This window comes from Mixta gaviniae, from assembly GCF_002953195.1.
In the GTDB taxonomy this organism is placed as follows: domain Bacteria; phylum Pseudomonadota; class Gammaproteobacteria; order Enterobacterales; family Enterobacteriaceae; genus Mixta; species Mixta gaviniae.
Map to the genome: position 1 here is coordinate 4,195,195 of NZ_CP026377.1, position 19,101 is coordinate 4,214,295.

At 58.2% G+C, this 19,101-nt stretch carries 19 protein-coding genes and 1 pseudogene; 6 read left to right on the top strand and 14 right to left on the bottom strand.

Going from position 1 to position 19,101, the window contains the following annotated elements:
• Positions 1 to 141 precede the first annotated feature (141 nt).
• Positions 142 to 1,206 carry an NAD(P)-dependent alcohol dehydrogenase gene (locus C2E15_RS19655; RefSeq protein WP_104958785.1) on the top strand — a complete coding sequence of 355 codons (1,065 nt, stop codon included), beginning with the start codon at positions 142 to 144 and terminating at the stop codon, positions 1,204 to 1,206.
• 37 nt (positions 1,207 to 1,243) lie between these two features.
• On the opposite strand, the gene C2E15_RS19660 is transcribed toward C2E15_RS19655, so the two are convergent.
• The 6 genes from C2E15_RS19660 to dnaB all read right to left on the bottom strand — a co-directional run bounded on the left by C2E15_RS19660 (position 1,244) and on the right by dnaB (position 6,242).
• Entirely contained in the window at positions 1,244 to 1,582 is a 339-nt protein-coding gene (locus tag C2E15_RS19660; RefSeq protein ID WP_104958786.1) for an MmcQ/YjbR family DNA-binding protein, read from the bottom strand.
• A gap of 2 nt (positions 1,583 to 1,584) precedes the next feature.
• On the bottom strand, positions 1,585 to 2,001 hold the full coding sequence (locus tag C2E15_RS19665; RefSeq protein WP_104958787.1) for a secondary thiamine-phosphate synthase enzyme YjbQ: 417 nt from the start codon (positions 1,999 to 2,001) through the stop codon (positions 1,585 to 1,587).
• Positions 2,002 to 2,160: 159 nt separating this feature from the next.
• Positions 2,161 to 3,354 carry an amino acid aminotransferase gene (locus C2E15_RS19670; protein WP_104958788.1) on the bottom strand — a complete coding sequence of 398 codons (1,194 nt, stop codon included), beginning with the start codon at positions 3,352 to 3,354 and terminating at the stop codon, positions 2,161 to 2,163.
• A gap of 44 nt (positions 3,355 to 3,398) precedes the next feature.
• On the bottom strand, positions 3,399 to 4,013 hold the full coding sequence (locus C2E15_RS19675) for a YitT family protein (RefSeq protein ID WP_104958789.1): 615 nt from the start codon (positions 4,011 to 4,013) through the stop codon (positions 3,399 to 3,401).
• Positions 4,014 to 4,242: 229 nt separating this feature from the next.
• Positions 4,243 to 4,728: an Lrp/AsnC family transcriptional regulator gene (locus C2E15_RS19680; RefSeq protein WP_104958790.1), complete on the bottom strand. Its 486-nt coding sequence runs from the start codon at positions 4,726 to 4,728 to the stop codon at positions 4,243 to 4,245.
• 107 nt (positions 4,729 to 4,835) lie between these two features.
• Positions 4,836 to 6,242, bottom strand: coding sequence for a replicative DNA helicase (gene dnaB, locus C2E15_RS19685; protein WP_104958791.1), 1,407 nt, complete (start codon positions 6,240 to 6,242; stop codon positions 4,836 to 4,838).
• A gap of 109 nt (positions 6,243 to 6,351) precedes the next feature.
• Here dnaB and C2E15_RS19690 point away from each other — a divergent pair, with 109 nt between their 5' ends.
• Positions 6,352 to 7,335 (top strand): quinone oxidoreductase, encoded by a 984-nt coding sequence (locus C2E15_RS19690; RefSeq protein ID WP_104958792.1) that lies wholly within the window; start codon positions 6,352 to 6,354, stop codon positions 7,333 to 7,335.
• A gap of 324 nt (positions 7,336 to 7,659) precedes the next feature.
• Here C2E15_RS19690 and dusA read toward each other — a convergent pair.
• Positions 7,660 to 8,708: pseudogene (dusA, locus tag C2E15_RS19695) on the bottom strand (tRNA dihydrouridine(20/20a) synthase DusA).
• A 325-nt stretch (positions 8,709 to 9,033) separates the two neighbouring features.
• Between dusA and C2E15_RS22270 the strand changes: the two are divergent.
• Positions 9,034 to 9,219, top strand: a complete 186-nt coding sequence (locus C2E15_RS22270) for a type II toxin-antitoxin system RelE/ParE family toxin (RefSeq protein WP_342747456.1) — start codon at positions 9,034 to 9,036, stop codon at positions 9,217 to 9,219.
• Positions 9,158 to 9,514, top strand: a complete 357-nt coding sequence (locus C2E15_RS22155) for a helix-turn-helix domain-containing protein (RefSeq protein WP_281257528.1) — start codon at positions 9,158 to 9,160, stop codon at positions 9,512 to 9,514. Before C2E15_RS22270 ends, C2E15_RS22155 begins: the two co-directional genes overlap by 62 nt.
• A 29-nt stretch (positions 9,515 to 9,543) precedes the next feature.
• On the opposite strand, the gene C2E15_RS19705 is transcribed toward C2E15_RS22155, so the two are convergent.
• Positions 9,544 to 10,794, bottom strand: a complete 1,251-nt coding sequence (locus tag C2E15_RS19705; RefSeq protein WP_104958794.1) for a conjugal transfer protein TraF — start codon at positions 10,792 to 10,794, stop codon at positions 9,544 to 9,546.
• A 443-nt stretch (positions 10,795 to 11,237) separates the two neighbouring features.
• Between C2E15_RS19705 and zur the strand changes: the two genes are divergently transcribed.
• Positions 11,238 to 11,753, top strand: coding sequence for a zinc uptake transcriptional repressor Zur (zur, locus tag C2E15_RS19710; protein WP_104958795.1), 516 nt, complete (start codon positions 11,238 to 11,240; stop codon positions 11,751 to 11,753).
• A 228-nt stretch (positions 11,754 to 11,981) separates the two neighbouring features.
• Here zur and C2E15_RS19715 read toward each other — a convergent pair whose 3' ends face one another.
• The 4 genes from C2E15_RS19715 to C2E15_RS19730 all read right to left on the bottom strand — a co-directional run bounded on the left by C2E15_RS19715 (position 11,982) and on the right by C2E15_RS19730 (position 14,926).
• Positions 11,982 to 12,194: a CsbD family protein gene (locus tag C2E15_RS19715; RefSeq protein ID WP_038629830.1), complete on the bottom strand. Its 213-nt coding sequence runs from the start codon at positions 12,192 to 12,194 to the stop codon at positions 11,982 to 11,984.
• A gap of 225 nt (positions 12,195 to 12,419) precedes the next feature.
• Complete coding sequence (gene dinF, locus C2E15_RS19720; protein WP_104958796.1) at positions 12,420 to 13,742, bottom strand: MATE family efflux transporter DinF; 1,323 nt, start codon at positions 13,740 to 13,742, stop codon at positions 12,420 to 12,422.
• 101 nt (positions 13,743 to 13,843) lie between these two features.
• On the bottom strand, positions 13,844 to 14,452 hold the full coding sequence (gene lexA, locus C2E15_RS19725; protein WP_104958797.1) for a transcriptional repressor LexA: 609 nt from the start codon (positions 14,450 to 14,452) through the stop codon (positions 13,844 to 13,846).
• A gap of 105 nt (positions 14,453 to 14,557) precedes the next feature.
• Complete coding sequence (locus C2E15_RS19730) at positions 14,558 to 14,926, bottom strand: diacylglycerol kinase (RefSeq protein WP_104958798.1); 369 nt, start codon at positions 14,924 to 14,926, stop codon at positions 14,558 to 14,560.
• A 128-nt stretch (positions 14,927 to 15,054) separates the two neighbouring features.
• Here C2E15_RS19730 and plsB point away from each other — a divergent pair, with 128 nt between their 5' ends.
• A complete protein-coding gene (gene plsB / locus C2E15_RS19735; RefSeq protein WP_104958799.1) occupies positions 15,055 to 17,496 on the top strand; it encodes a glycerol-3-phosphate 1-O-acyltransferase PlsB in 2,442 nt (813 codons plus the stop codon).
• Positions 17,497 to 17,551: 55 nt separating this feature from the next.
• On the opposite strand, the gene ubiA is transcribed toward plsB, so the two are convergent.
• Positions 17,552 to 18,442, bottom strand: coding sequence for a 4-hydroxybenzoate octaprenyltransferase (gene ubiA / locus C2E15_RS19740; protein WP_281257529.1), 891 nt, complete (start codon positions 18,440 to 18,442; stop codon positions 17,552 to 17,554).
• Positions 18,435 to 18,962 carry a chorismate lyase gene (gene ubiC / locus C2E15_RS19745; RefSeq protein WP_104958800.1) on the bottom strand — a complete coding sequence of 176 codons (528 nt, stop codon included), beginning with the start codon at positions 18,960 to 18,962 and terminating at the stop codon, positions 18,435 to 18,437. The genes ubiA and ubiC overlap by 8 nt, the downstream gene beginning before the upstream one ends.
• Positions 18,963 to 19,101: the final 139 nt, after the last annotated feature.

Sequence of the window (19,101 nt, forward strand, 5' to 3'; positions counted from 1 at the left end):
CGACATAATCGGGTCTGGCTGCCCTCTCCTCCTCTGCTTATCCTTAAGGTTCACGCTGCGCCCATGCCGGGCGCAGTGCAGCTGGTTTTATCCGGGCGGATACGCTGTTCGCCCTTAACCGCTTCAATCACGGGAGACACCATGAATATTACGCACGCTTATGCAGCCCAGGATGCGAAATCCAGACTCGCGCCTTTTGACTACAAGCCGCGTGAACTGCGCGAGCATGATGTACAAATTGAAGTGTTATTTTGCGGCGTCTGTCACTCCGACCTGCATCAGGCCCGTAATGAATGGCAAAACACTCTTTTTCCGGTGGTGCCAGGCCACGAAATCGTCGGCCGCGTCACGGCGGTAGGCAGCCACGGCCATAAATATCAGGTGGGTGATTTAGTGGGCGTCGGCTGTATGGTCGATTCCTGCCGCAGCTGTCCAAGCTGCCAGGAAGGGCTGGAGCAGTATTGCGAAACGGGCTTTGTGCCGACCTACAACGGCCAGGACCTGCACACCAAAGAGATCACCTACGGCGGCTACGCCACCAGCGTCGTGGTGCATGAGGACTTCGTGCTGCGCGTGCCGGAAAACCTCGACCCGGCAGGCGTTGCGCCGCTGCTCTGCGCGGGCATCACCACTTACTCCCCGCTGCGTCACTGGAACGTCGGCCCGGGCAAAAAAGTGGGCATCGTCGGCCTCGGCGGCTTAGGCCATATGGGCGTGAAGCTGGCGCATGCGATGGGCGCGCACGTGGTGCTGTTTACGACTTCGCCTTCGAAAATCGAAGACGGTAAGCGTCTGGGCGCCGATGAAGTGGTGGTCTCCAAAGATCCGCAGCAGATGGCGCAACACGTTAATAGCTTCGACTTTATCCTCAATACCGTGGCGGCGCAGCACGATCTTAACCCGTTTATCAACCTGCTGAAGCGCGACGGCAACCTGACGCTGGTCGGCGCGCCGGAACACGATCATCCGGCGCCGCACGTTTTCGACCTGATTTTCAAGCGTCGCAGCGTCGCCGGCTCGCTGATCGGCGGCATCGCCGAAACGCAGGAGATGCTCGATTTCTGCGGTAAACACAACATCACCTCAGATATCGAACTGATCGCCATGAATCAGATTAACGAAGCCTATGAGCGTATGCTGAAAAGCGACGTGAAATACCGCTTTGTTATCGATATCGATACGCTGCGCCAGGAAAGCGCCGCGTAATCGCCCTGTCGCTGCGGCATGCCGCAGCGACAGCCTTTCAGCCGTGATATCCGCTTTTAGTCGCCAGCGCCTGCTGGAGCGACGCGTCCACCAGATAATAGATCTGCGAATCCTTCAACCCGCCATCGAGATAGAGCGTACTCCAGTGCGTTTTATTCAGGTGCGCGCTGGGAAAGACATCTTCATGCTGCTCGCGCAGCAGTTCAGCCAGCGCCGGCGAGGTTTTCAGCGAGACAGCCGGACGCCCTTCCGATTCATGCACCATGGCGAACAGCACGCCGTCAGACTGGATTTGCGTCGCTTTCCAGTCGTTATGGACGCGTTGCTCCGCACCCTCTTTGCTCATGCAGTATGACAGCAGATCGGACGTATTCATGGTTATTCTCCTTGCAGCGTGGCGACAATCCGACGTGAGCCGCCGCGTACGCGATGCTCCCCCAGCCAGATGCCCTGCCACGTACCTAAGACCAGACGCCCACGGCTCACCGGCAGCAGCAGCGACACGCCCAGCAGCGACGATTTGATATGCGCCGGCATATCATCCGCGCCCTCATAATCGTGCTGATAGGGCGCATCCTCCGGCACATGGCGCAGAAAATGCTGCTCCATATCGCTGCGCACCGTGGGATCGCAATTTTCATTCAGAGTGAGGGAAGCGGATGTGTGCTGTAGCAGCAGATGCAGCAGCCCCGTGTTGATTTCACGCAGCGCCGGCAGCTGTTCCACAATCTCATCGGTCACCAGGTGAAAGCCGCGCGCTTTTGCGTTCAGCGAAAGGGTCTGTTGATGCCACATTAGCGTTGCTCCTTGTTTGAATGACTCTGTTAAGTGTGCAGCATGTGACGCAAAGGTAAACCCGCCGGGCGGAAAAAGTCTGCGCGCCGCGTCCGCTAAGGCTTGCCAACTCAGGAAATAAAAAAGGCGGCCTGAGCCGCCTGAGGAGTAAGGCAAAAATTACATCACCGCCGCGAAGGCTTCCGCCACCTGATGCACGTTGCGGCTGTTAAGGCCCGCCAGACACATGCGGCCACTGTGGATCAGGTAGACGCCGAATTCGTCGCGCAGGCGATCAACCTGCTGCGCGCTCAGCCCGGTATAGCTGAACATGCCGCGCTGTTTCAGCAGGTAATCGAAGTTTTTGCCCGGCAGCGCGGTGTTCAACACGGCCACCAGCGCCTGACGCATCTCCAGAATACGCAGACGCATCGCCTCCACTTCCGCCAGCCAGCTCGCCTTCAGCGCCTCGTCGTTCAGTACGCAGGCTACCACCTGCGCGCCGAAGTTCGGCGGCGAGGAGTAGTTGCGGCGCACCGTGGCTTTCAGCTGGCCCTGCACGCGCGCCGCCTCTTCCGCATCGGCGCATACCACCGACAGGCCGCCGACGCGCTCGCCGTAGAGCGAGAAAATCTTTGAGAAGGAGTTGCTGACCAGCGCCGAGATGCCGGCGGCGGCAATAGCGCGGATGGCATAGGCATCCTCCTCCATACCGGCGCCGAATCCCTGATAGGCGATATCAAGGAAAGGGATCAGCTGTCGCGCCTGCAGCACCTCAACCACGCGATCCCACTGTTCATGAGTGAGATCGGCACCGGTCGGGTTATGGCAGCAGGGATGCAGCAGCACCACACTCTGCGCCGGCAGGGTTTGCAGCGTCGCGAGGAAGGCATCGAACTGCACGCCATGCGTGTCGGCGTCATACCAGGGGTAGCTTTGCACCTCAAAACCGGCGCCGGCAAAGATAGCGATATGGTTTTCCCAGGTCGGATCGCTGACCCACACCTGCGACTGCGGAAAATAGCGTTTCAGAAAGTCCGCGCCCACTTTCAGCGCGCCGGAGCCGCCTACCGTCTGGATGGTGGCGATGCGGTTCGCCTGCAGCACCGGATGCTGCGCGCCGAACAGCAGCGGCGCGATCGCCTGGCGGTAACTGGCGAGGCCGTCCATCGGCAGATAGAGCGACGCCTGATGCGGCCCGGCATTCAGGCGTGCTTCCGCTTCCGCCACCGCCTGCAGCTGGGGAATGATCCCCTGCTCGTTGTAGTAGAGGCCAATGCTCAGGTTAACCTTGTGCGCCCGCGGATCCTGTTTGAAGGTTTCCATCAGGGTAAGTATCGGATCGCCAGCGTAGGCATCAACGTTCTGAAACACGGTGAATCTCCATAATAAAAGGTAAAGGGGCAAAGCGGCGCAGGTCAGACGGCGTAGCGGCCAGGCCGATGGTTCAGCGCAATGATCAGGTTAAGGAGCAGCGCGCCGGCAACAGAGGCCGCCAGCATCGGCGCGGAGACCACAAACAGCGAGGCCAGCACCACGCCGCTGTCTACCGCCATCTGCAGTTTCCCGGCGCGAATGCCGAAGCGATCCTGCAGCCACAGCGCCAGAATATTGATGCCGCCCAGGCTCGCCTTATGGCGAAACAACACTATAAACCCAACACCCATCATCACGTTACCGAACAGTGTCGCATAAAACGGATTCAGCGCGTCAAAGTGCATAAACAGCGGGTGCAGCCGGGTGAAGATCGACACCAGCGCCACCGCGCAAAAGGTTTTGAGGGTAAAGGCCCAGCCCATGCGTTTGACCGCCAGCCAGTAGAACGGCAGGTTAATGACGAAAAACAGCAGGCCGAACGAGCAGGAAGTGAGATAGCTGAGCAAAAAGGCGATGCCGGCGGTGCTGCCGGTCAGAGCGCCGGCCTGTTTCAGCATCACCACGCCGAACGAGACCATGAGCGTGCCGAACAGGAGCGCCAGCGTATCTTCCAGCAGGGAGTGCGGCACGCGCGCAGGGTGTACGATATTATCCATAAGCCTGATGACCGAAGCGAAAAGCTAACAGGCAGCAAGAATCGCACCATAAACGCAGCGGCCAGCAGGATCTGGCGCGCCGTTCAGATTAAGTGATTGAATTAACATTACTCTTTTCCTGCACACAGCTTGTGCGCGGCAGGACAGGATGATGCACGCTGTATGCGCCCAGGCGTTTTTCCGCACACAGAACAACGCAAAATCCCCGCTGATGCACTTATTTTGTGCATTATGCACTTTTAACGTGCAGCGCCGGGGCGATGGTGACGCCATTCTCCTTCAGTCGTTCTAGTACCACAGAGGTTTTTACATGCGCCACGCTGCGGTGACCTGCCACCAGCTGGCTTATCAGCGCGCTCAGCTCTGCCAGGCTGGCGACCGCCACCTTCAGCAGATAATCAGCGTCGCCGGTGGTTTTGTAGGCGTCGACGATGGCGCTCTGCTCCGCCACCATACGGTGAAAGCTGGTGACGTAATCGCTGGTGTGGTTAAGCAGGCGCACCTCAATCAGGCCGATCATGCTCAGGTTGACCGCCTCGGGCGAGACGCGGGCGTGATAGCCGAGGATCAGGTTGGCCTGTTCAAGGTTGATGCGCCGGCGGGAACACTGCGAGGCGGAGAGCCCGACCAGATCGCTCAGCTCCTGGTTGGTTAGCCGGCCGTTTTCCTGCAGCAGCGTCAATATCTTCAGGTCGTAATCGTCAATCTGTGTCATGGCGTTTTGCCGCTCTCTGCGCTGAAATCGTTACAGATATGCGCAAGAGCGACAAATGTCCAACACAATTTTATGATGACGCCGGCGGGATGCACGCAACGTGCGGGCTACTCATCGTCGTATTGCGGCCCGGCATAGTTGTCAAAACGCGACCACTGGCCGTTAAAGGTGAGACGCACGGTACCGATCGGGCCGTTACGCTGCTTACCGATGATGATTTCGGCGATGCCTTTCAGATCGCTATTTTCGTGATAGACCTCATCACGGTAGATAAACATGATCAGGTCGGCATCCTGCTCGATTGAGCCTGATTCACGCAGATCGGAGTTGACCGGGCGTTTATCGGCACGCTGCTCCAGCGAGCGGTTAAGCTGCGACAACGCCACTACCGGCACGTTCAGCTCTTTCGCCAGCGCCTTCAGCGAGCGGGAGATTTCAGCGATCTCCAGCGTACGGTTGTCGGAGAGCGACGGCACACGCATCAGCTGCAGGTAGTCGATCATGATCATGCTCAGGCCGCCGCACTCGCGGAACACGCGACGCGCGCGCGAACGCACCTCAGTCGGCGTCAGGCCGGAGGAGTCATCGATAAAGATATTCTTTTTCTCCAGCAGGATACCCATGGTGCCGGAGATGCGCGCCCAGTCCTCATCATCGAGCTGGCCGGTACGGATACGCGTCTGATCAACGCGCGACAGCGAAGCCAGCATACGCATCATAATCTGCTCGCTGGGCATCTCCAGACTGAAGATCAGCACCGGTTTCTCCTGCAGCATCGCGGCGTTTTCGCACAGGTTCATGGCGAATGTGGTTTTACCCATCGACGGACGCGCGGCGACGATAATCAAATCGGAGCCCTGCAGGCCTGCGGTTTTCTTGTTGAGATCCTGATAGCCGGTATCGACACCAGTAACGCCGTCGTGCGGCGTCTGATAGAGCGATTCGATACGCGACACGGTCGCTTCGAGGATCTGTTCGATATTTTTCGGGCCTTCATCTTTATTGGCGCGCTGTTCAGCGATTTTAAAGACGTTTGATTCCGCGAAGTCGAGCAGATCTTCGCTGCTGCGCCCCTGCGGATCATAGCCGGCGTCGGCGATCTGGTTGGCGACAGCGATCATTTCGCGCACGACCGCGCGTTCGCGCACGATGTCGGCATAGGCGTTAATGTTCGCCGCACTGGGGGTGTTTTTCGACAGCTCCGCCAGGTAGGCGAAGCCGCCGACCATATCCAGCTCGCCACGCTGCTCCAGCGAATCCGAAAGGGTGATCAGGTCGATGGGCTGGCTGGCTTCCAGCAGCCGCTGCATTTCACTGAATATCAGACGATGAGGGCGGCTGTAAAAGTCTTCGGCCACTACGCGCTCTGAAACGTTGTCCCAGCGCTCGTTGTCCAGCATCAACCCGCCCAGCACCGACTGCTCCGCTTCCAGCGAATGGGGCGGCAATTTCAGCCCTTCTACCTGGCGATCGCGAACCTCGTTGGATTTGTTGGTGGGTTTATTTCCTGCCATAGTGAATGCAATACCGAATGTGTGAGTGACGCGCAAGTATACCTGTTTTTTACCGCTTTTACGCCCGTCCGGCGTGAAATCCGGCCGTCGGAAACCACAAGGAGCAGAGATGGCAAAACGTATTCAGATAGCCCGCCACGGCGGCCCCGAGGTACTGCAGTGGGTCGATTTCAATCCCAGCGAGCCGGGCGAATATGAGGTGCAGGTGGAGAACAAAGCCATCGGCATCAACTATATCGATACCTACGTGCGCAGCGGCCTCTATCCGGTGACGTCGCTGCCGTCCGGCATCGGCTCCGAGGCGGCGGGCGTGGTAGTGAAAACCGGCCGCGGCGTCACTGCCGTCAGGCCGGGCGATCGCGTGGTTTACGCGCAGGCGCCGCTGGGCGCCTATAGCGAAATTCACAATGTGCATCAGGATAAAATCGCCCTGCTGCCGGACGCCATCTCCTTCGAGCAGGCAGCGGCGTCATTTTTAAAGGGGCTGACGGTACACTATCTGCTGCGCCAGACTTATGAAGTGCAGCCTGACGAAACCTTTCTGTTCCACGCGGCAGCGGGTGGCGTCGGCCTGATCGCCTGTCAGTGGGCAAAGGCGCTGGGCGCGCATCTGATCGGCACGGTCGGCTCGGCGGAGAAAGCGCAGCTGGCGAAGGATCACGGCGCCTGGGCGACCATTAACTATCAGCAAGAGGAGATCGCGCAGCGCGTCAGCGAACTGACCGGCGGCAAGAAAGTGCGCGTGGTATATGACTCGGTAGGGAAAGCGACATGGGAAGCGTCGCTTGACTGCTTACAGCGGCGCGGTCTGATGGTGAGCTTCGGCAACGCTTCCGGCCCGGTGACCGGCGTGGACCTGGCGATCCTTAATCAGAAAGGGTCGCTCTACCTGACGCGCCCTTCCCTGAATGGCTATATCACTACGCGCGACGAGCTTCAGCGTGCCGCCAACGATCTCTTCTCAATGATCGCCAGCGGCGCGATCAAAGTGAACGTTGAGGAAGATCAGCGTTTCCCGCTGCAGGAGGCGCAGCGCGCCCATACCACGCTGGAAAGCCGCGCGACGCATGGTTCCAGCCTGCTGATCCCGTAGCCGTTCAGGCAAAAAAAGAGGGCTTCCCGCAGGAAGCCCCTTTTTCTTTTTTATCATTCGCACTGTTGTAGAGTACAGCGGCGATGGATTATTTCGACTCAACGGAAAACAGTCTGGCAGAATTCATAAGTAAAAAATATGTTTAATTGCGAAAAACAGCTAAGCAAAACGTCACTCTGTGATCCAGCCCGCATCCTGCCCCTCGGTTCCCGCTCAACTCTTTGATAGCTAACTATCAATTTTCAAATTGATTGCATTCTTACTTATGTCGGGCAGAAAAAAACCTGCACGTCGCCGCGCAGGTTTTAACATTTTTAAAACAAATCAGGCGGTAACGGCGATCTTGTCGGCGACCAGCGCCAGCGCTTTCTCCACCACGTCAATGCCGGCCCCCGGCTTATGCGCGTTCTCGCTCAGGTAGCGACGCCACTGACGCGCGCCAGGAATGCCCTGGAACAGCCCCAGCATATGACGGGTAATGTGGCCGAGATAAGTGCCCTGCGCCAGCTCGCGCTCAATATAGGGATACATGGCGCGTACGACTGCCACCGTATCGACGTCCGGTGCCTGGCTGCCGAACAGCGTGCGATCGACCTGCGCCAGCAGACCGGGGTTTGATAGGCTTCGCGTCCCATCATCACCCCGTCGAGATGCTGCAGGTGCGTTTGCGCCTCTTCCAGCGACTTCACGCCGCCGTTCAGCGCCAGCGTCAGCTGCGGGAAATCACGCTTCAGCTGATAGACGCGCGGATAGTCCAGCGGCGGAATTTCGCGGTTTTCTTTCGGGCTCAGGCCGGAGAGCCACGCTTTACGCGCATGGATAATAAAAGTATCGCAGCCGCCCTGCTGCGCCACAGTGCCGATAAAATCACACAGGAATTCATAGCTGTCCTGATCATCAATGCCGATACGGGTTTTCACCGTGACCGGAATCGAGACCACATCGCGCATCGCTTTGATACAGTCCGCCACCAGTGCCGCCTCGCCCATCAGACAGGCGCCGAAGCGGCCGTTCTGTACGCGATCGGAAGGACAGCCGACGTTGAGGTTGATCTCATCATAGCCGCGCGCCTGCGCCAGCTGCGCGCACTGTGCCAGCGCCGCCGGATCGCTGCCGCCCAGCTGCAGGGCGACCGGATGCTCCTCTTCGCTATAGGCAAGGTAGTCGCCTTTACCGTGAATAATGGCGCCGGTGGTCACCATTTCGGTATAGAGCAGCGTGTTGCGCGTCAGCTGCCGATGGAAATAGCGGCAGTGACGATCGGTCCAGTCGAGCATCGGCGCGATGGAAAAACGCTGTGCAGAAAACACCGCTTGCTCTGCAGCGATGGTGGGAGTGGATGACGCGTCTTGGGAGTGTTGGCTTTGATGCATTTCTGTACTTTTAAATGGGTTTTGCTGTTTCGGCGCCGACCGCAGAGCGGGATATCGCGTCTCTGCCGGAGTGAATAAAATCTCGCCTACTATAACACAGCGCGGGCCGCGAGGCAGTCATCGTCAGAACCTCTGCGGAGTTTTCGCTTCTCCGCAGTCCTCACAGCGATGGCCTGCCGCTGCGTTCGTAAACTGAAGTTGAACGGGCAAAGCAGGACATTTTCGGTTATGCCCTGCACCTTGCACAAGCTGGCGCTAAGCATCCACAGGCGAGGCCATTAAAAGGGTTTGGCGGCGCTGGCGGGCTGGCGGGGTCGACAATTTTTTGGGTGATGCCTGGCGTGCGGTTTATGCGGTAAAACCTGGCGATGCGATTTATCTCCTGCACGTTTTCCGGCGGGAGTCTTCATCCGGAATCGCCATGGCGAAAGCGGATAGGGATAACATCCGTGAACGACGCAAGGCTGCAGAAAATCCTGCCAAAGGAGCGGAACAGGAGCCACGATATTGAGGGCAATGTTTATGCCGACATTGGTATAAACGATGCTGACAAGATGCAGGTAAAAGCGCAGCTGGCCACCACTATCAGCACAATGATTAAACACCGCGGCCTGACTCAGGCACAGGCAGCAAAAGTGCCGGGGCTGACTCAGCCTAAGCGTTCAAACCTACTGCGCGGGCAATTTCGCGGCATCAGTGAGGCTAAAACGCTGGAGTGCCTTACCCGTCTCGGGCGCGATGTGCAAATCGTGGTGGGGAAACCGCGCGGTACGCCGGGCAGCCTTAACGTGGTATTTGCCGGATAGCTGCGCCGTTTCCGGCGCAGCCTGCATCATCAGAAGGAGAAGCCCAGCTGCGCCATTGCGCCCCAGGTATTGTCTTCGCCCACTGAACCCGCCAGATCGAGGTGAACGCGGTTGTTGAAAGGCGATACGCCAAAACCGGCGCTGACGACATTTTTGTCGTTGGATTTCATATCAGCATGATAACCGCCGCGCAGCTGTAGCCAGTCCAGCACGCGATATTCAACGCCAACGCCCGCATACTGGCTGTCATCCTGCGATTTAAAACGCTTGGTCGGCGTCGCATCTACATCAAGGCTGGCGGTGATCACCTCATTATGCCAGGCGGCGCCGGCGGTCACCAGCGGACGGATCTGGTAGGTGTCCTGATAGCCATTCACCCGCTTGGTGTCGATATCGCGCGGGATCAGGTTCTGCGCGCTCAGGCCAAAGGTCCAGTTCGCGCCAACGTCGGTTGACAGGCCGGCATCCACGTTAAAGCCGGTATCGCTGGTGCGATACTCGCTATCGGTGACGCGATCTTTATCGAAGTTGTAAACCGACGCGCGGTAATTATAGAGCCGGGTCTGCTGCAGTTTAGGCGTTACGCCCACGGAGACCGGCTGCTCGCCGATGTTGAACTGATGAGCGACCGCAATGCCGTAGTCGGCGACGATGGCCGCCACGCCGGTGGCGCTGGAGCGCAGCTGAGTAGGATCGGCTAATGCCGGGAATCCGCCGTTGGCGACGGTATCGAGCAGGTCGATATCGCTTTGCGCCACGTCGGCTTGCAGATGGGCGGTGCCGTAAGCTTTAGCGACAAAGGCAAACGGCAGCGTCTCATTCGGCACGGCCACAACGATAGCCGCGCCGGCGGAGCCATCTGCTTTATTGCCGCGCAGATCGCGCAGCTGGTTAGCCAGATCGCCGGAGGCGGAGCGGATGACAGCAGGCTTAGTCAGAAAATCGATGGGCGTGAAATCCCTGAAGACATCCCGATAATGATTCACCGTATCGGTCACATCATCAATCTTATCAACCATTTTATCTTTATCGCTGAGCTGTACGCCGACGGAAGGCAGGATCACGCTGACGCGATCTTCCGCACGGCCTTTCGTCAGCAGCGCCGGGTTGGATAAAGGCGCGGTGGTATAGTTCGATGAAGCCACCCCGGTACCGCCCATCGCATCGTTACGCGCGTCAAAATAGCTGCCCGCTGCATGGGATGAGAAAGAGGTAAACAGAATTGCGGTTAAGACTGTCGCAGAAGAAAGCTTGAAACATTGAACGGTTTTCGTTGCCATTATCAGACGCCACCAAAAATAAGCTGAAAGTATGTAAGAAATCACTGGGCGAATGATGACCAGTAATTGCCCATTTTATTGCCCTGAACTCAGGGCATTTTCCCCGGCTTATCAGTGAATTGCTGCTTTTATCAGCAGTCTGCGGCTTAACTATTATCTCCCTGGCGGCGCTGTTTTTTGCTGAACCGCTTAAGCCTGATTGAACATTAGCTGGATATTAATTCTACTGCAATCAGGAAAGCCGTAATTAAAGGTGGATCTAAGCCCTTTTCGCCCCTTGTGGCGCGCAGCATCGGCGGTATCCGGCGGGAAGTCAGGGAATATAATGCGGCAACTTTCGTTAAATCAGAGGCGATATGACGCTTTTTGGGGGACTTCAGGAAGGAGTCGGCGTTTTTTACTCAACGTGATAAGATAACATCTCAATCGCCCGGAGAAAAATTATGAGCGTATCACCTTCACAACAGATTCTGTCGCAGGCTGAAAAAATCTGTCAGCAACGCAACGTGCGCCTGACGCCGCAGCGTCTGGAGGTGCTGCGTCTGATGAGCGAGCAAAACGGCGCGATCAGCGCCTACGATCTGCTCGACCTGCTGCGCGTCTCTGAACCGCAGGCCAAGCCGCCCACCGTTTATCGCGCGCTGGATTTTCTGCTGGAGCAGGGATTTATTCATCGCGTCGAATCAAATAACAGCTATGTGGTGTGTCATCACTTCGAAGAGCCGCAGCATACTTCAGCGATGCTGATCTGCGATCGCTGCGGCGCGGTAAATGAACAGCATGCGCAGGGCGTGGAATCGATTCTGGAATCGCTGGCGCAGCAGAGCGGCTTTGCGCTGCGCAACAGCGTTATCGAAGCGCACGGACTGTGTGCCGGCTGTAAAGATGTTGAAAGCTGCCAGCATCCTGAGAGTTGCGGCCACGATCATACACTGGTCAGCAAAAAGCGCGGGCGTTGATCGCCGGGCGGTGCCAGCATTAGCTGCGGTAGCGGAAAGAGAGCCACATCAAGCCTAAAGCGAAACTGAAGGTTGCACGGTGCGAAAATGCCCTTGTGGCGCCTTCTTTTTCAGGCCGTGAACAAGCGCAAAAAAAAGCGGAACAAGTACCAAAAAGCGGGTCAATCAGGGGGGAGCGGCACATTCCATGTGCCAGGGGTAGGAGCATCATCCTGAAAGGCTTAAAGCTTACCAACGATGGTCGCGGTTTTGCGTCTCCCAATCGCTCACTTCTTTTTCCGCTTCGTCTTTTGCATAGCCGTAGCGTTCCTGAATCTTACCGACAAGCTGATCGCGTTTACCTTCGATGACGGTCATGTCGTCATCGGTCAGCTTGCCCCATTTTTCCTTCATCTTACCTTTAAACTGTTTCCAGTTACCGCCGGCTTCGTCTCTGTTCATCGTTATTTCCTCTACCTTAGGTGTTAACAGCTTGCAGACTGTCAGCGTCTTACAGGTTGGTGAAAACAGACGCTGATTCCTTGTTTGTCACCCTTTAATGATAGCTGAATGGGGCAATTCTGCCGGCGAAAGCAGTGATATGAACTGAAAACGGGCTTGTGAACCTGCAGATTGCCCTAAAAAACCCGTCAATTCAGGTAATAAGCGTAGCCGCAGATAAATGTGTCAAATCGTGAACCAGCTACCTTTTTGCTGGTGCCGGTGCCATATCCAGCCGAGGGTGACGCCGCGTAACATAAGAAAAACCGTTATCGCCAGCCACAGGCCGTGGTTGCCCGTAGAGGGCAGCGTCAGCAAGGTTAAGGCGAAGCCCAGCGCCGCCAGCGCCATGCTGTTGCGCATTTCGCGCCCGCGCGTCGCGCCGATAAACATGCCGTCCAGCAGGTAGCACCAGACGCCGACCAGCGGCAGCAACATCTGCCACGGCAGATAACGATCCGCCTGCGCCTGCAGCGTCGGCAGCGAGGTCAGCAACGCGACCAGATCCCTGCCCCATAGCGCATAAGCGCAGGCGAACAGCAGCGCCACCAGTCCTGCCTGCCGACAGGCCGCCAGCCAGACTCGCCGTAACTTATCGACATCTTGCGCGCCGAACGCTTCACCGGAAACCGCCTCCACCGCATAGGCGAAACCATCCAGCGCGTAGGCGGTGAACGTAAGAAACATCAGCAGTACAGCGTTAACCGCGACGATATCGCTCCCCATGCGCGCGCCCAGGACGGTAACCGACGCAAAGCAGAGCTGCAGCAGCAGCGAGCGCAGCATAATGTCGCGGTTGAGGCGCAGCAGACGGCGCATATCGCCGCGCAGCCCCTGCTTCAGCTGCAAGAAGGTGATATGCCGCAACCGCAGCAGATGCCACACCATGCCCAGCCCGACCGCCAGCGTAACGTATTCCGCAATCGCGGTGGCCGCCGCGGCGCCCGCCACGCCCCAGCCGAGGCCGATAACAAACCAAAGATCGAGCAGGATATTCACCAGGTTGCCAACCACCAGCAAAATTACCGGCGCCCGCGCATACTGCACGCCCAACAGCCAGCCGAGGATCACCAGGTTAGCCAGCGTAGCGGGCGCGCTGAGCCAGCGCACCTGGATAAAGCGCTGCGCCTGCTCCAGCACCGCCGGGCTGCCGCCGACCACGCGCGTCGCCAGCGTGCTTAGCGGATCGCGCAGTAGCATAAAGGCCAGCCCGGCGACCACGGCGATCAACAGCGGCTGAACCAGCGCGCGCGCCAGCCCCGCCTTATCGCCGGCGCCAAACGCCTGCGCCGTTAGCCCGGTGGTACTCATACGTAAGAAAAGCAGCAGCATAAACAGGAAGCTGGTCGCGGTCGCGCCCACGGCGACGCCGCCCAGATAGACGGGACTGTCGAGATGGCCGATAACGGCGGTATCAATCAGGCCCAGCAGCGGAACGGTGATATTTGACAGGATCATCGGCAGCGCCAGCCGCCAGAGATGTTTATCAGTTGCAGAGAAGAGGTGCATGGCAATCCGCGAAAAAAGTATGGCGACAGGCCACAGCGGTTATCGCCGGATAAAGAAGAAGGAGGTGGTTCAGTGGCGGCAGCAGGGCCGCCACATCAGTGTCAGAGCCAGTCGCCGTTGCGAATCACGCCGACAGCCAGGCCTTCGATCGTCAGGGTCTGCTGCTGCAGATCGACCACGATAGGCTGAAAATCATTGTTTTCCGGCAGCAGCTGTACAGTGTTGCCCTGTTTTTTCAGGCGTTTAACCGTCACTTCATCATCAATGCGCGCGACGACCACCTGGCCATTGCGCACATCCTGAGTTTTATGCACGGCCAGCAGATCGCCGTCGACGATGCCGATATCTTTCATCGACATACCGCTGACGCGCAGCAGGAAATCAGCATGCGGCTTAAACAGATTAGGATCGACCTGGAAGCGGCTCTCAATATGTTCCTGCGCCAGCAGCGGCTCGCCTGCGGCGACACGGCCAATTAGCGGCAGGCCGCTTTCCTCTTCCGCCATCAGGCGGATACCGCGCGAAGCGCCGGAAACCATTTCGATAACGCCTTTACGCGCCAGCGCTTTCAGGTGTTCTTCTGCGGCATTCGGAGAGCGGAAGCCCAAACGGGAAGCAATTTCCGCACGCGTTGGCGGCATACCCGTTTGGTTAATGTGATCGCGAATCAGGTCATAAACCTGCTGCTGTCGAGCCGTTAAGGTTTTCATCCCGCCCCCTGGTTGTTTATACAGTCGCTGTGAGTATATACAGGTATTGGCGGAATGGAAACCGAATGCTGTGTAAAAAACAACACTTTGTCAAAGCTGGAAGCGCTATCGCAACCAGGCCCAAAGCAGGCTTGCCCAGACAAAAAGGGCCAGTATGATGCTGAGCAGAACCGCCGCGGAGCCCATATCTTTCGCCCGTCCCGCCAGCGGATGAAACTCGCTGCCGATACGGTCGACCACCGCTTCGATAGCGCTGTTAAGGATCTCAACGATAATAATAAGAGCGACCGAACCGATCAGCAGCACGCGGGTTATCGCATCAACATCGAGCCAGCAGGCGACGATGACCGCCACCAGCGCCATCACCGCCTCCTGACGAAAAGCCGCTTCATGCTGCCAGGCGGCGCGCAATCCTTTCCAGGAGTAGCCCGCCGCTTTGATGATGCGCGTCAAGCCCGTTACGTTATTTGCCATGTTCGGGGAACCCTTTGCGATGTTTAACGTCAATGTCAGGGTGCAGCACTAAATGCAACACCACAGATCTTCAATGCGCTTTCTGGTATGCTTGCCGCGCTTTGCTAACAAGAGGCTTCATGTTGTCTATGTCAGGTTGGCGTAAACTTTATTATAAGTTACTGAATTTACCACTTACATTTTTAGTCAAAAGTAAGGCGATTCCGGGCGATCCGGTCGCGGAACTGGGCCTCGATACGTCGCGCCCCATTATGTATGTATTGCCTTATGATTCAAAGGCCGATCTCCTGGCGCTGCGCACCCAGTGCCGCCTGCACGATCTGCCCGATCCGCTGGAGCCGCTGGAGATCGACGGCGCCCTGCTGCCGCGCCATGTGTTTATCCATGACGGGCCGCGCGTTTTCCCCTATTTCGTGCCTAATCAGGAGTCGGTGAAGCTGTTTCACGACTACCTGGACCTGCACCGCAATAATCCCGATCTGGATGTGCAGATGGTGCCGGTTTCGGTGATGTTCGGCCGTGCGCCAGGGCGCGAAGTCCAGGGCGAGCAGACGCCGCATCTGCGCGAGCTGAACGGGGTGCAGAAGTTCTTTGCCGTCCTCTGGCTGGGGCGCGACAGCTTTGTGCGCTTCTCGCCGATGGTATCGCTGCGCCGTATGGCCACCGAACACGGCACCGATAAAACCATCGCGCAGAAACTGGCGCGCGTAGCACGCATCCATTTCGCGCGTCAGCGCCTGGCCGCGGTCGGCCCGCGTCTGCCAATGCGTCACGATCTGTTTAACAAGCTGCTGCAGTCGCAGGCGATCGCCAAAGCGGTAGAGGACGAAGCGCGCAGCAAGAAAATTTCGCAGGAAAAAGCGCAGCAGAACGCCATTGAGCTGATGGAAGAGATCGCCGCCGATTTCTCCTATGAGATGATCCGCCTGACCGACCGCGTGATCGGCTGGACCTGGAGCAAAATCTATCAGGGCATCAACGTCAGCGGCGGCGAGCGTATTCGTCAGCTGGCGCTGGACGGGCACGGGCTGGTTTACGTCCCCTGCCACCGCAGCCATATGGATTATCTGCTGCTCTCTTATGTGCTTTATCATCAGGGGCTGGTGCCGCCGCATATCGCCGCGGGCATCAACCTTAACTTCTGGCCCGCCGGCCCGATTTTCCGCCGCCTTGGCGCGTTCTTTATTCGCCGTACCTTTAAGGGCAATAAGCTCTACTCTACGGTGTTCCGCGAATATCTGGGCGAGCTGTTCAGCCGCGGCTATTCGGTAGAGTATTTCGTCGAAGGCGGGCGCTCGCGTACCGGCCGGCTGCTCGATCCGAAGACCGGCACGCTATCGATGACCATCCAGGCGATGCTGCGCGGCGGCAACCGCCCGATTACCGTGGTACCGGTCTATATCGGCTATGAACACGTAATGGAAGTGGGCACTTACGCGAAAGAGTTGCGCGGCGCGGCGAAAGAGAAAGAAGGCTTTATGCAGATGCTGCGCGGCCTGAGTAAGCTGCGCAATCTGGGCCAGGGCTATGTGAACTTCGGCGAACCGCTGCCGCTGGTGAACTACCTCAACCGTCACGTGCCGGAATGGCGCGACTCGATCGATCCGATCGTGGCGCAGCGTCCGCAGTGGCTGACGCCAGCAGTGAACGATATCGCGCAGCAGATTATGGTGCGCATCAATAACGCCAGCGCCGCTAACGCCATGAACCTCTGCGTCACCGCGCTGCTGGCCTCGCGTCAACGCTCGCTGACGCGCGAACAGCTGCTGGAGCAGCTGGAGTGCTATCTCGAACTGCTGCGCAACGTGCCTTACGCTTCGGATGCGACCGTGCCGGATATGACGCCGGAAGCGCTGCTGGAACATGCGCTGAACATGAACAAGTTCGAGACGGAGAAGGATAATATCGGCGATATCATCATCCTGCCGCGTGAGCAGGCGGTGCTGATGACCTACTACCGCAACAACGTTCATCATATGCTGGTGATGCCGTCGCTGATCGCCGCTATCGTTCAGCAGCATAACGCCATCTCTGCGGAAGAGCTGCTGCGTCAGGTGGCGGTGATCTACCCGCTGCTAAAAAGCGAGCTGTTCCTGCGCTGGGATAAAGAAGAATTGCCTGAACTGCTGCAGGCGCTGACGGCGGAACTGGCGCGCCAGCAGCTGATTGCGATCGACGGCGAGATGATAAGCCTGAATGCCGGACGTTTCCGCACGCTGCAGCTATTGGCGGCGGGCATGCGCGAAACGCTGCAGCGCTATGCGATCACCTTCTCTATCCTCAGCGCCAACCCGGCGATTAACCGCGGGTCGCTGGAGAAAGAGAGCCGCACGCTGGCGCAGCGCCTGTCGGTGTTGCACGGTATCAACGCGCCGGAGTTTTTCGATAAAGCGGTATTCTCCACCCTGGTGCTGACGCTGCGTGACGAAGGCTATATCAGCGACACCGGCGACGCCGCGCTGGCGCAGACGCAAAGCACTTCACGCCTGCTGTCGGAGCTGATCACCAGCGACGTGCGTCAGACCATTGAAAACGCCGTGGCCCACAGCGGGTCGGCGACGCAAGCGTAAACAAAACGGGCGCCTGAGGCGCCCGTTTTTTCTGTGCAGTTTGATCGCACCGCCGTCACCACTGCGTGAACGGCGGCATATTCAGTGCGATACCGATGAAAATCACCAGGCCGACATAGTTGTTGTTGAGGAACGCCTGAAAACAGCGTTCGCGCTGCCGCCCGGCGATCAGCTTTTGCTGATGTACGAAGAGCGCACCGGCGATCAGCAGCGACCAGTAGAACGCGCCGTCCAGTCCCATACGCACCCCCACCAGCGTCAGCAACAGCAGCGTCGCCAGCTGCAGCAGCCCGATAATGAGCTTATCAAAGCGGCCAAACAGGATGGCCGTCGACTTCACGCCGATTTTTACATCGTCATCACGATCCACCATGGCGTATTGCGTATCGTAGGCCACCGTCCAGCAGATATTGGCGAAAAACAGCAGCCAGGCATTCAGCGGCACGCTGTCGCTAACCGCCGCCCAGCCCATCGGGATCGCCCAGCCGAAGGCGGCGCCCAGTACCACCTGGGGCAGATGGGTATAGCGCTTCATAAAGGGGTAGACCCAGGCGAGCGCCAGCCCGGCGAAAGAGAGCCAGATAGTCAACGCGTTCATGGTCAACACCAGCGCAAACGACACCAGCGCCAGCGCCACAAACAGCACTTTGGCCTCTTTCTCGCTGACTGCGCCGCTGGCCAGCGGCCGCATCTGAGTACGTTTTACGTGACCGTCGATTTTGCGATCGGCGAAATCATTCACTACACAGCCTGCCGCGCGCATAAAAAAGACGCCCAGCACAAACACCAGCAGCACCTGCAGCGGCGGCACCGCCTCGCCCGCCAGCCATAACGCCCAGAGCGTCGGCCAGAGCAGCAGCAGCGAGCCGATCGGTTTATCGATGCGCATCAGGCGGCTCCAGGCCTGCAGCTTCGTCTGCGTCAGCCCTTTTTCTGTATTACTCACGTGATTCTCCTGGGCGGCATTGATAAAGCGGCGCAGCGGGTAAAAAGAGTTCGGTTAACAGCAGCGGTTTGCCCGACAGGCGCAGACGCGAGCGGCGTCCCCACTGCCCTGCGGCGATGCCGGGGTCAATAAAATCGCGCGTCAGGGTTGAAGAAGCAAACAGATAGCGGCCCAGCGGACGGGTGCCGAGCTGGCTCAGCGCCGATTCCGGCCCATTCAACGTGGATTCCGGCACCACCGTGCGGCCCGCCAGCCAGGGTACGCCATCGCCGAAAAGAATAATCTCACGCAGCCAGTAGCGCGGCTCCTGCGGCAGAAACGGCAGCTCCCCGGCGATCTGGTCGGCGGTGACAAAACCTTCATTCAGGGGTTCAACGGTAACGTGCCGGCAGTGGCGTTCAAAACGCTTCGTCATCGAGTCCTTGTCCATCAGCCAGTCCATGACGGCAGCGGAAAGCAGCGGTGACGAAGCGGGAAGCCATTCGATTGCGCGCAGCAGGGAAAGCGCGTGATCCGACATACGGCATCTCCGGTAAAAAAACAGGTGCCATAGTGTAGCGCAGAGCCTCGCGCAGAACACGCGACGCAGTGGAAAAACCCGGCGGTCAGCCAGCGAAAAAGGGTGCGCCAGGGGCGCACCAATCGTCCAGCAAGATCAG

Excerpts from the sequence above, each read along its gene's own strand:
- C2E15_RS19655 (WP_104958785.1), top strand. The coding sequence starts at position 142 with ATGAATATTACGCACGCTTATGCAGCCCAGGATGCGAAATCCAGACTC.
- C2E15_RS19660 (WP_104958786.1), bottom strand. The coding sequence starts at position 1,582 with ATGAATACGTCCGATCTGCTGTCATACTGCATGAGCAAAGAGGGTGCG.
- C2E15_RS19665 (WP_104958787.1), bottom strand. The coding sequence starts at position 2,001 with ATGTGGCATCAACAGACCCTTTCGCTGAACGCAAAAGCGCGCGGCTTT.
- C2E15_RS19675 (WP_104958789.1), bottom strand. The coding sequence starts at position 4,013 with ATGGATAATATCGTACACCCTGCGCGCGTGCCGCACTCCCTGCTGGAA.
- C2E15_RS19680 (WP_104958790.1), bottom strand. The coding sequence starts at position 4,728 with ATGACACAGATTGACGATTACGACCTGAAGATATTGACGCTGCTGCAG.
- dnaB (WP_104958791.1), bottom strand. The coding sequence starts at position 6,242 with ATGGCAGGAAATAAACCCACCAACAAATCCAACGAGGTTCGCGATCGC.
- C2E15_RS19690 (WP_104958792.1), top strand. The coding sequence starts at position 6,352 with ATGGCAAAACGTATTCAGATAGCCCGCCACGGCGGCCCCGAGGTACTG.
- C2E15_RS19705 (WP_104958794.1), bottom strand. The coding sequence starts at position 10,794 with ATGGCAACGAAAACCGTTCAATGTTTCAAGCTTTCTTCTGCGACAGTC.
- zur (WP_104958795.1), top strand. The coding sequence starts at position 11,238 with ATGAGCGTATCACCTTCACAACAGATTCTGTCGCAGGCTGAAAAAATC.
- C2E15_RS19715 (WP_038629830.1), bottom strand. The coding sequence starts at position 12,194 with ATGAACAGAGACGAAGCCGGCGGTAACTGGAAACAGTTTAAAGGTAAG.
- dinF (WP_104958796.1), bottom strand. The coding sequence starts at position 13,742 with ATGCACCTCTTCTCTGCAACTGATAAACATCTCTGGCGGCTGGCGCTG.
- lexA (WP_104958797.1), bottom strand. The coding sequence starts at position 14,452 with ATGAAAACCTTAACGGCTCGACAGCAGCAGGTTTATGACCTGATTCGC.
- C2E15_RS19730 (WP_104958798.1), bottom strand. The coding sequence starts at position 14,926 with ATGGCAAATAACGTAACGGGCTTGACGCGCATCATCAAAGCGGCGGGC.
- plsB (WP_104958799.1), top strand. The coding sequence starts at position 15,055 with ATGTCAGGTTGGCGTAAACTTTATTATAAGTTACTGAATTTACCACTT.
- ubiC (WP_104958800.1), bottom strand. The coding sequence starts at position 18,962 with ATGTCGGATCACGCGCTTTCCCTGCTGCGCGCAATCGAATGGCTTCCC.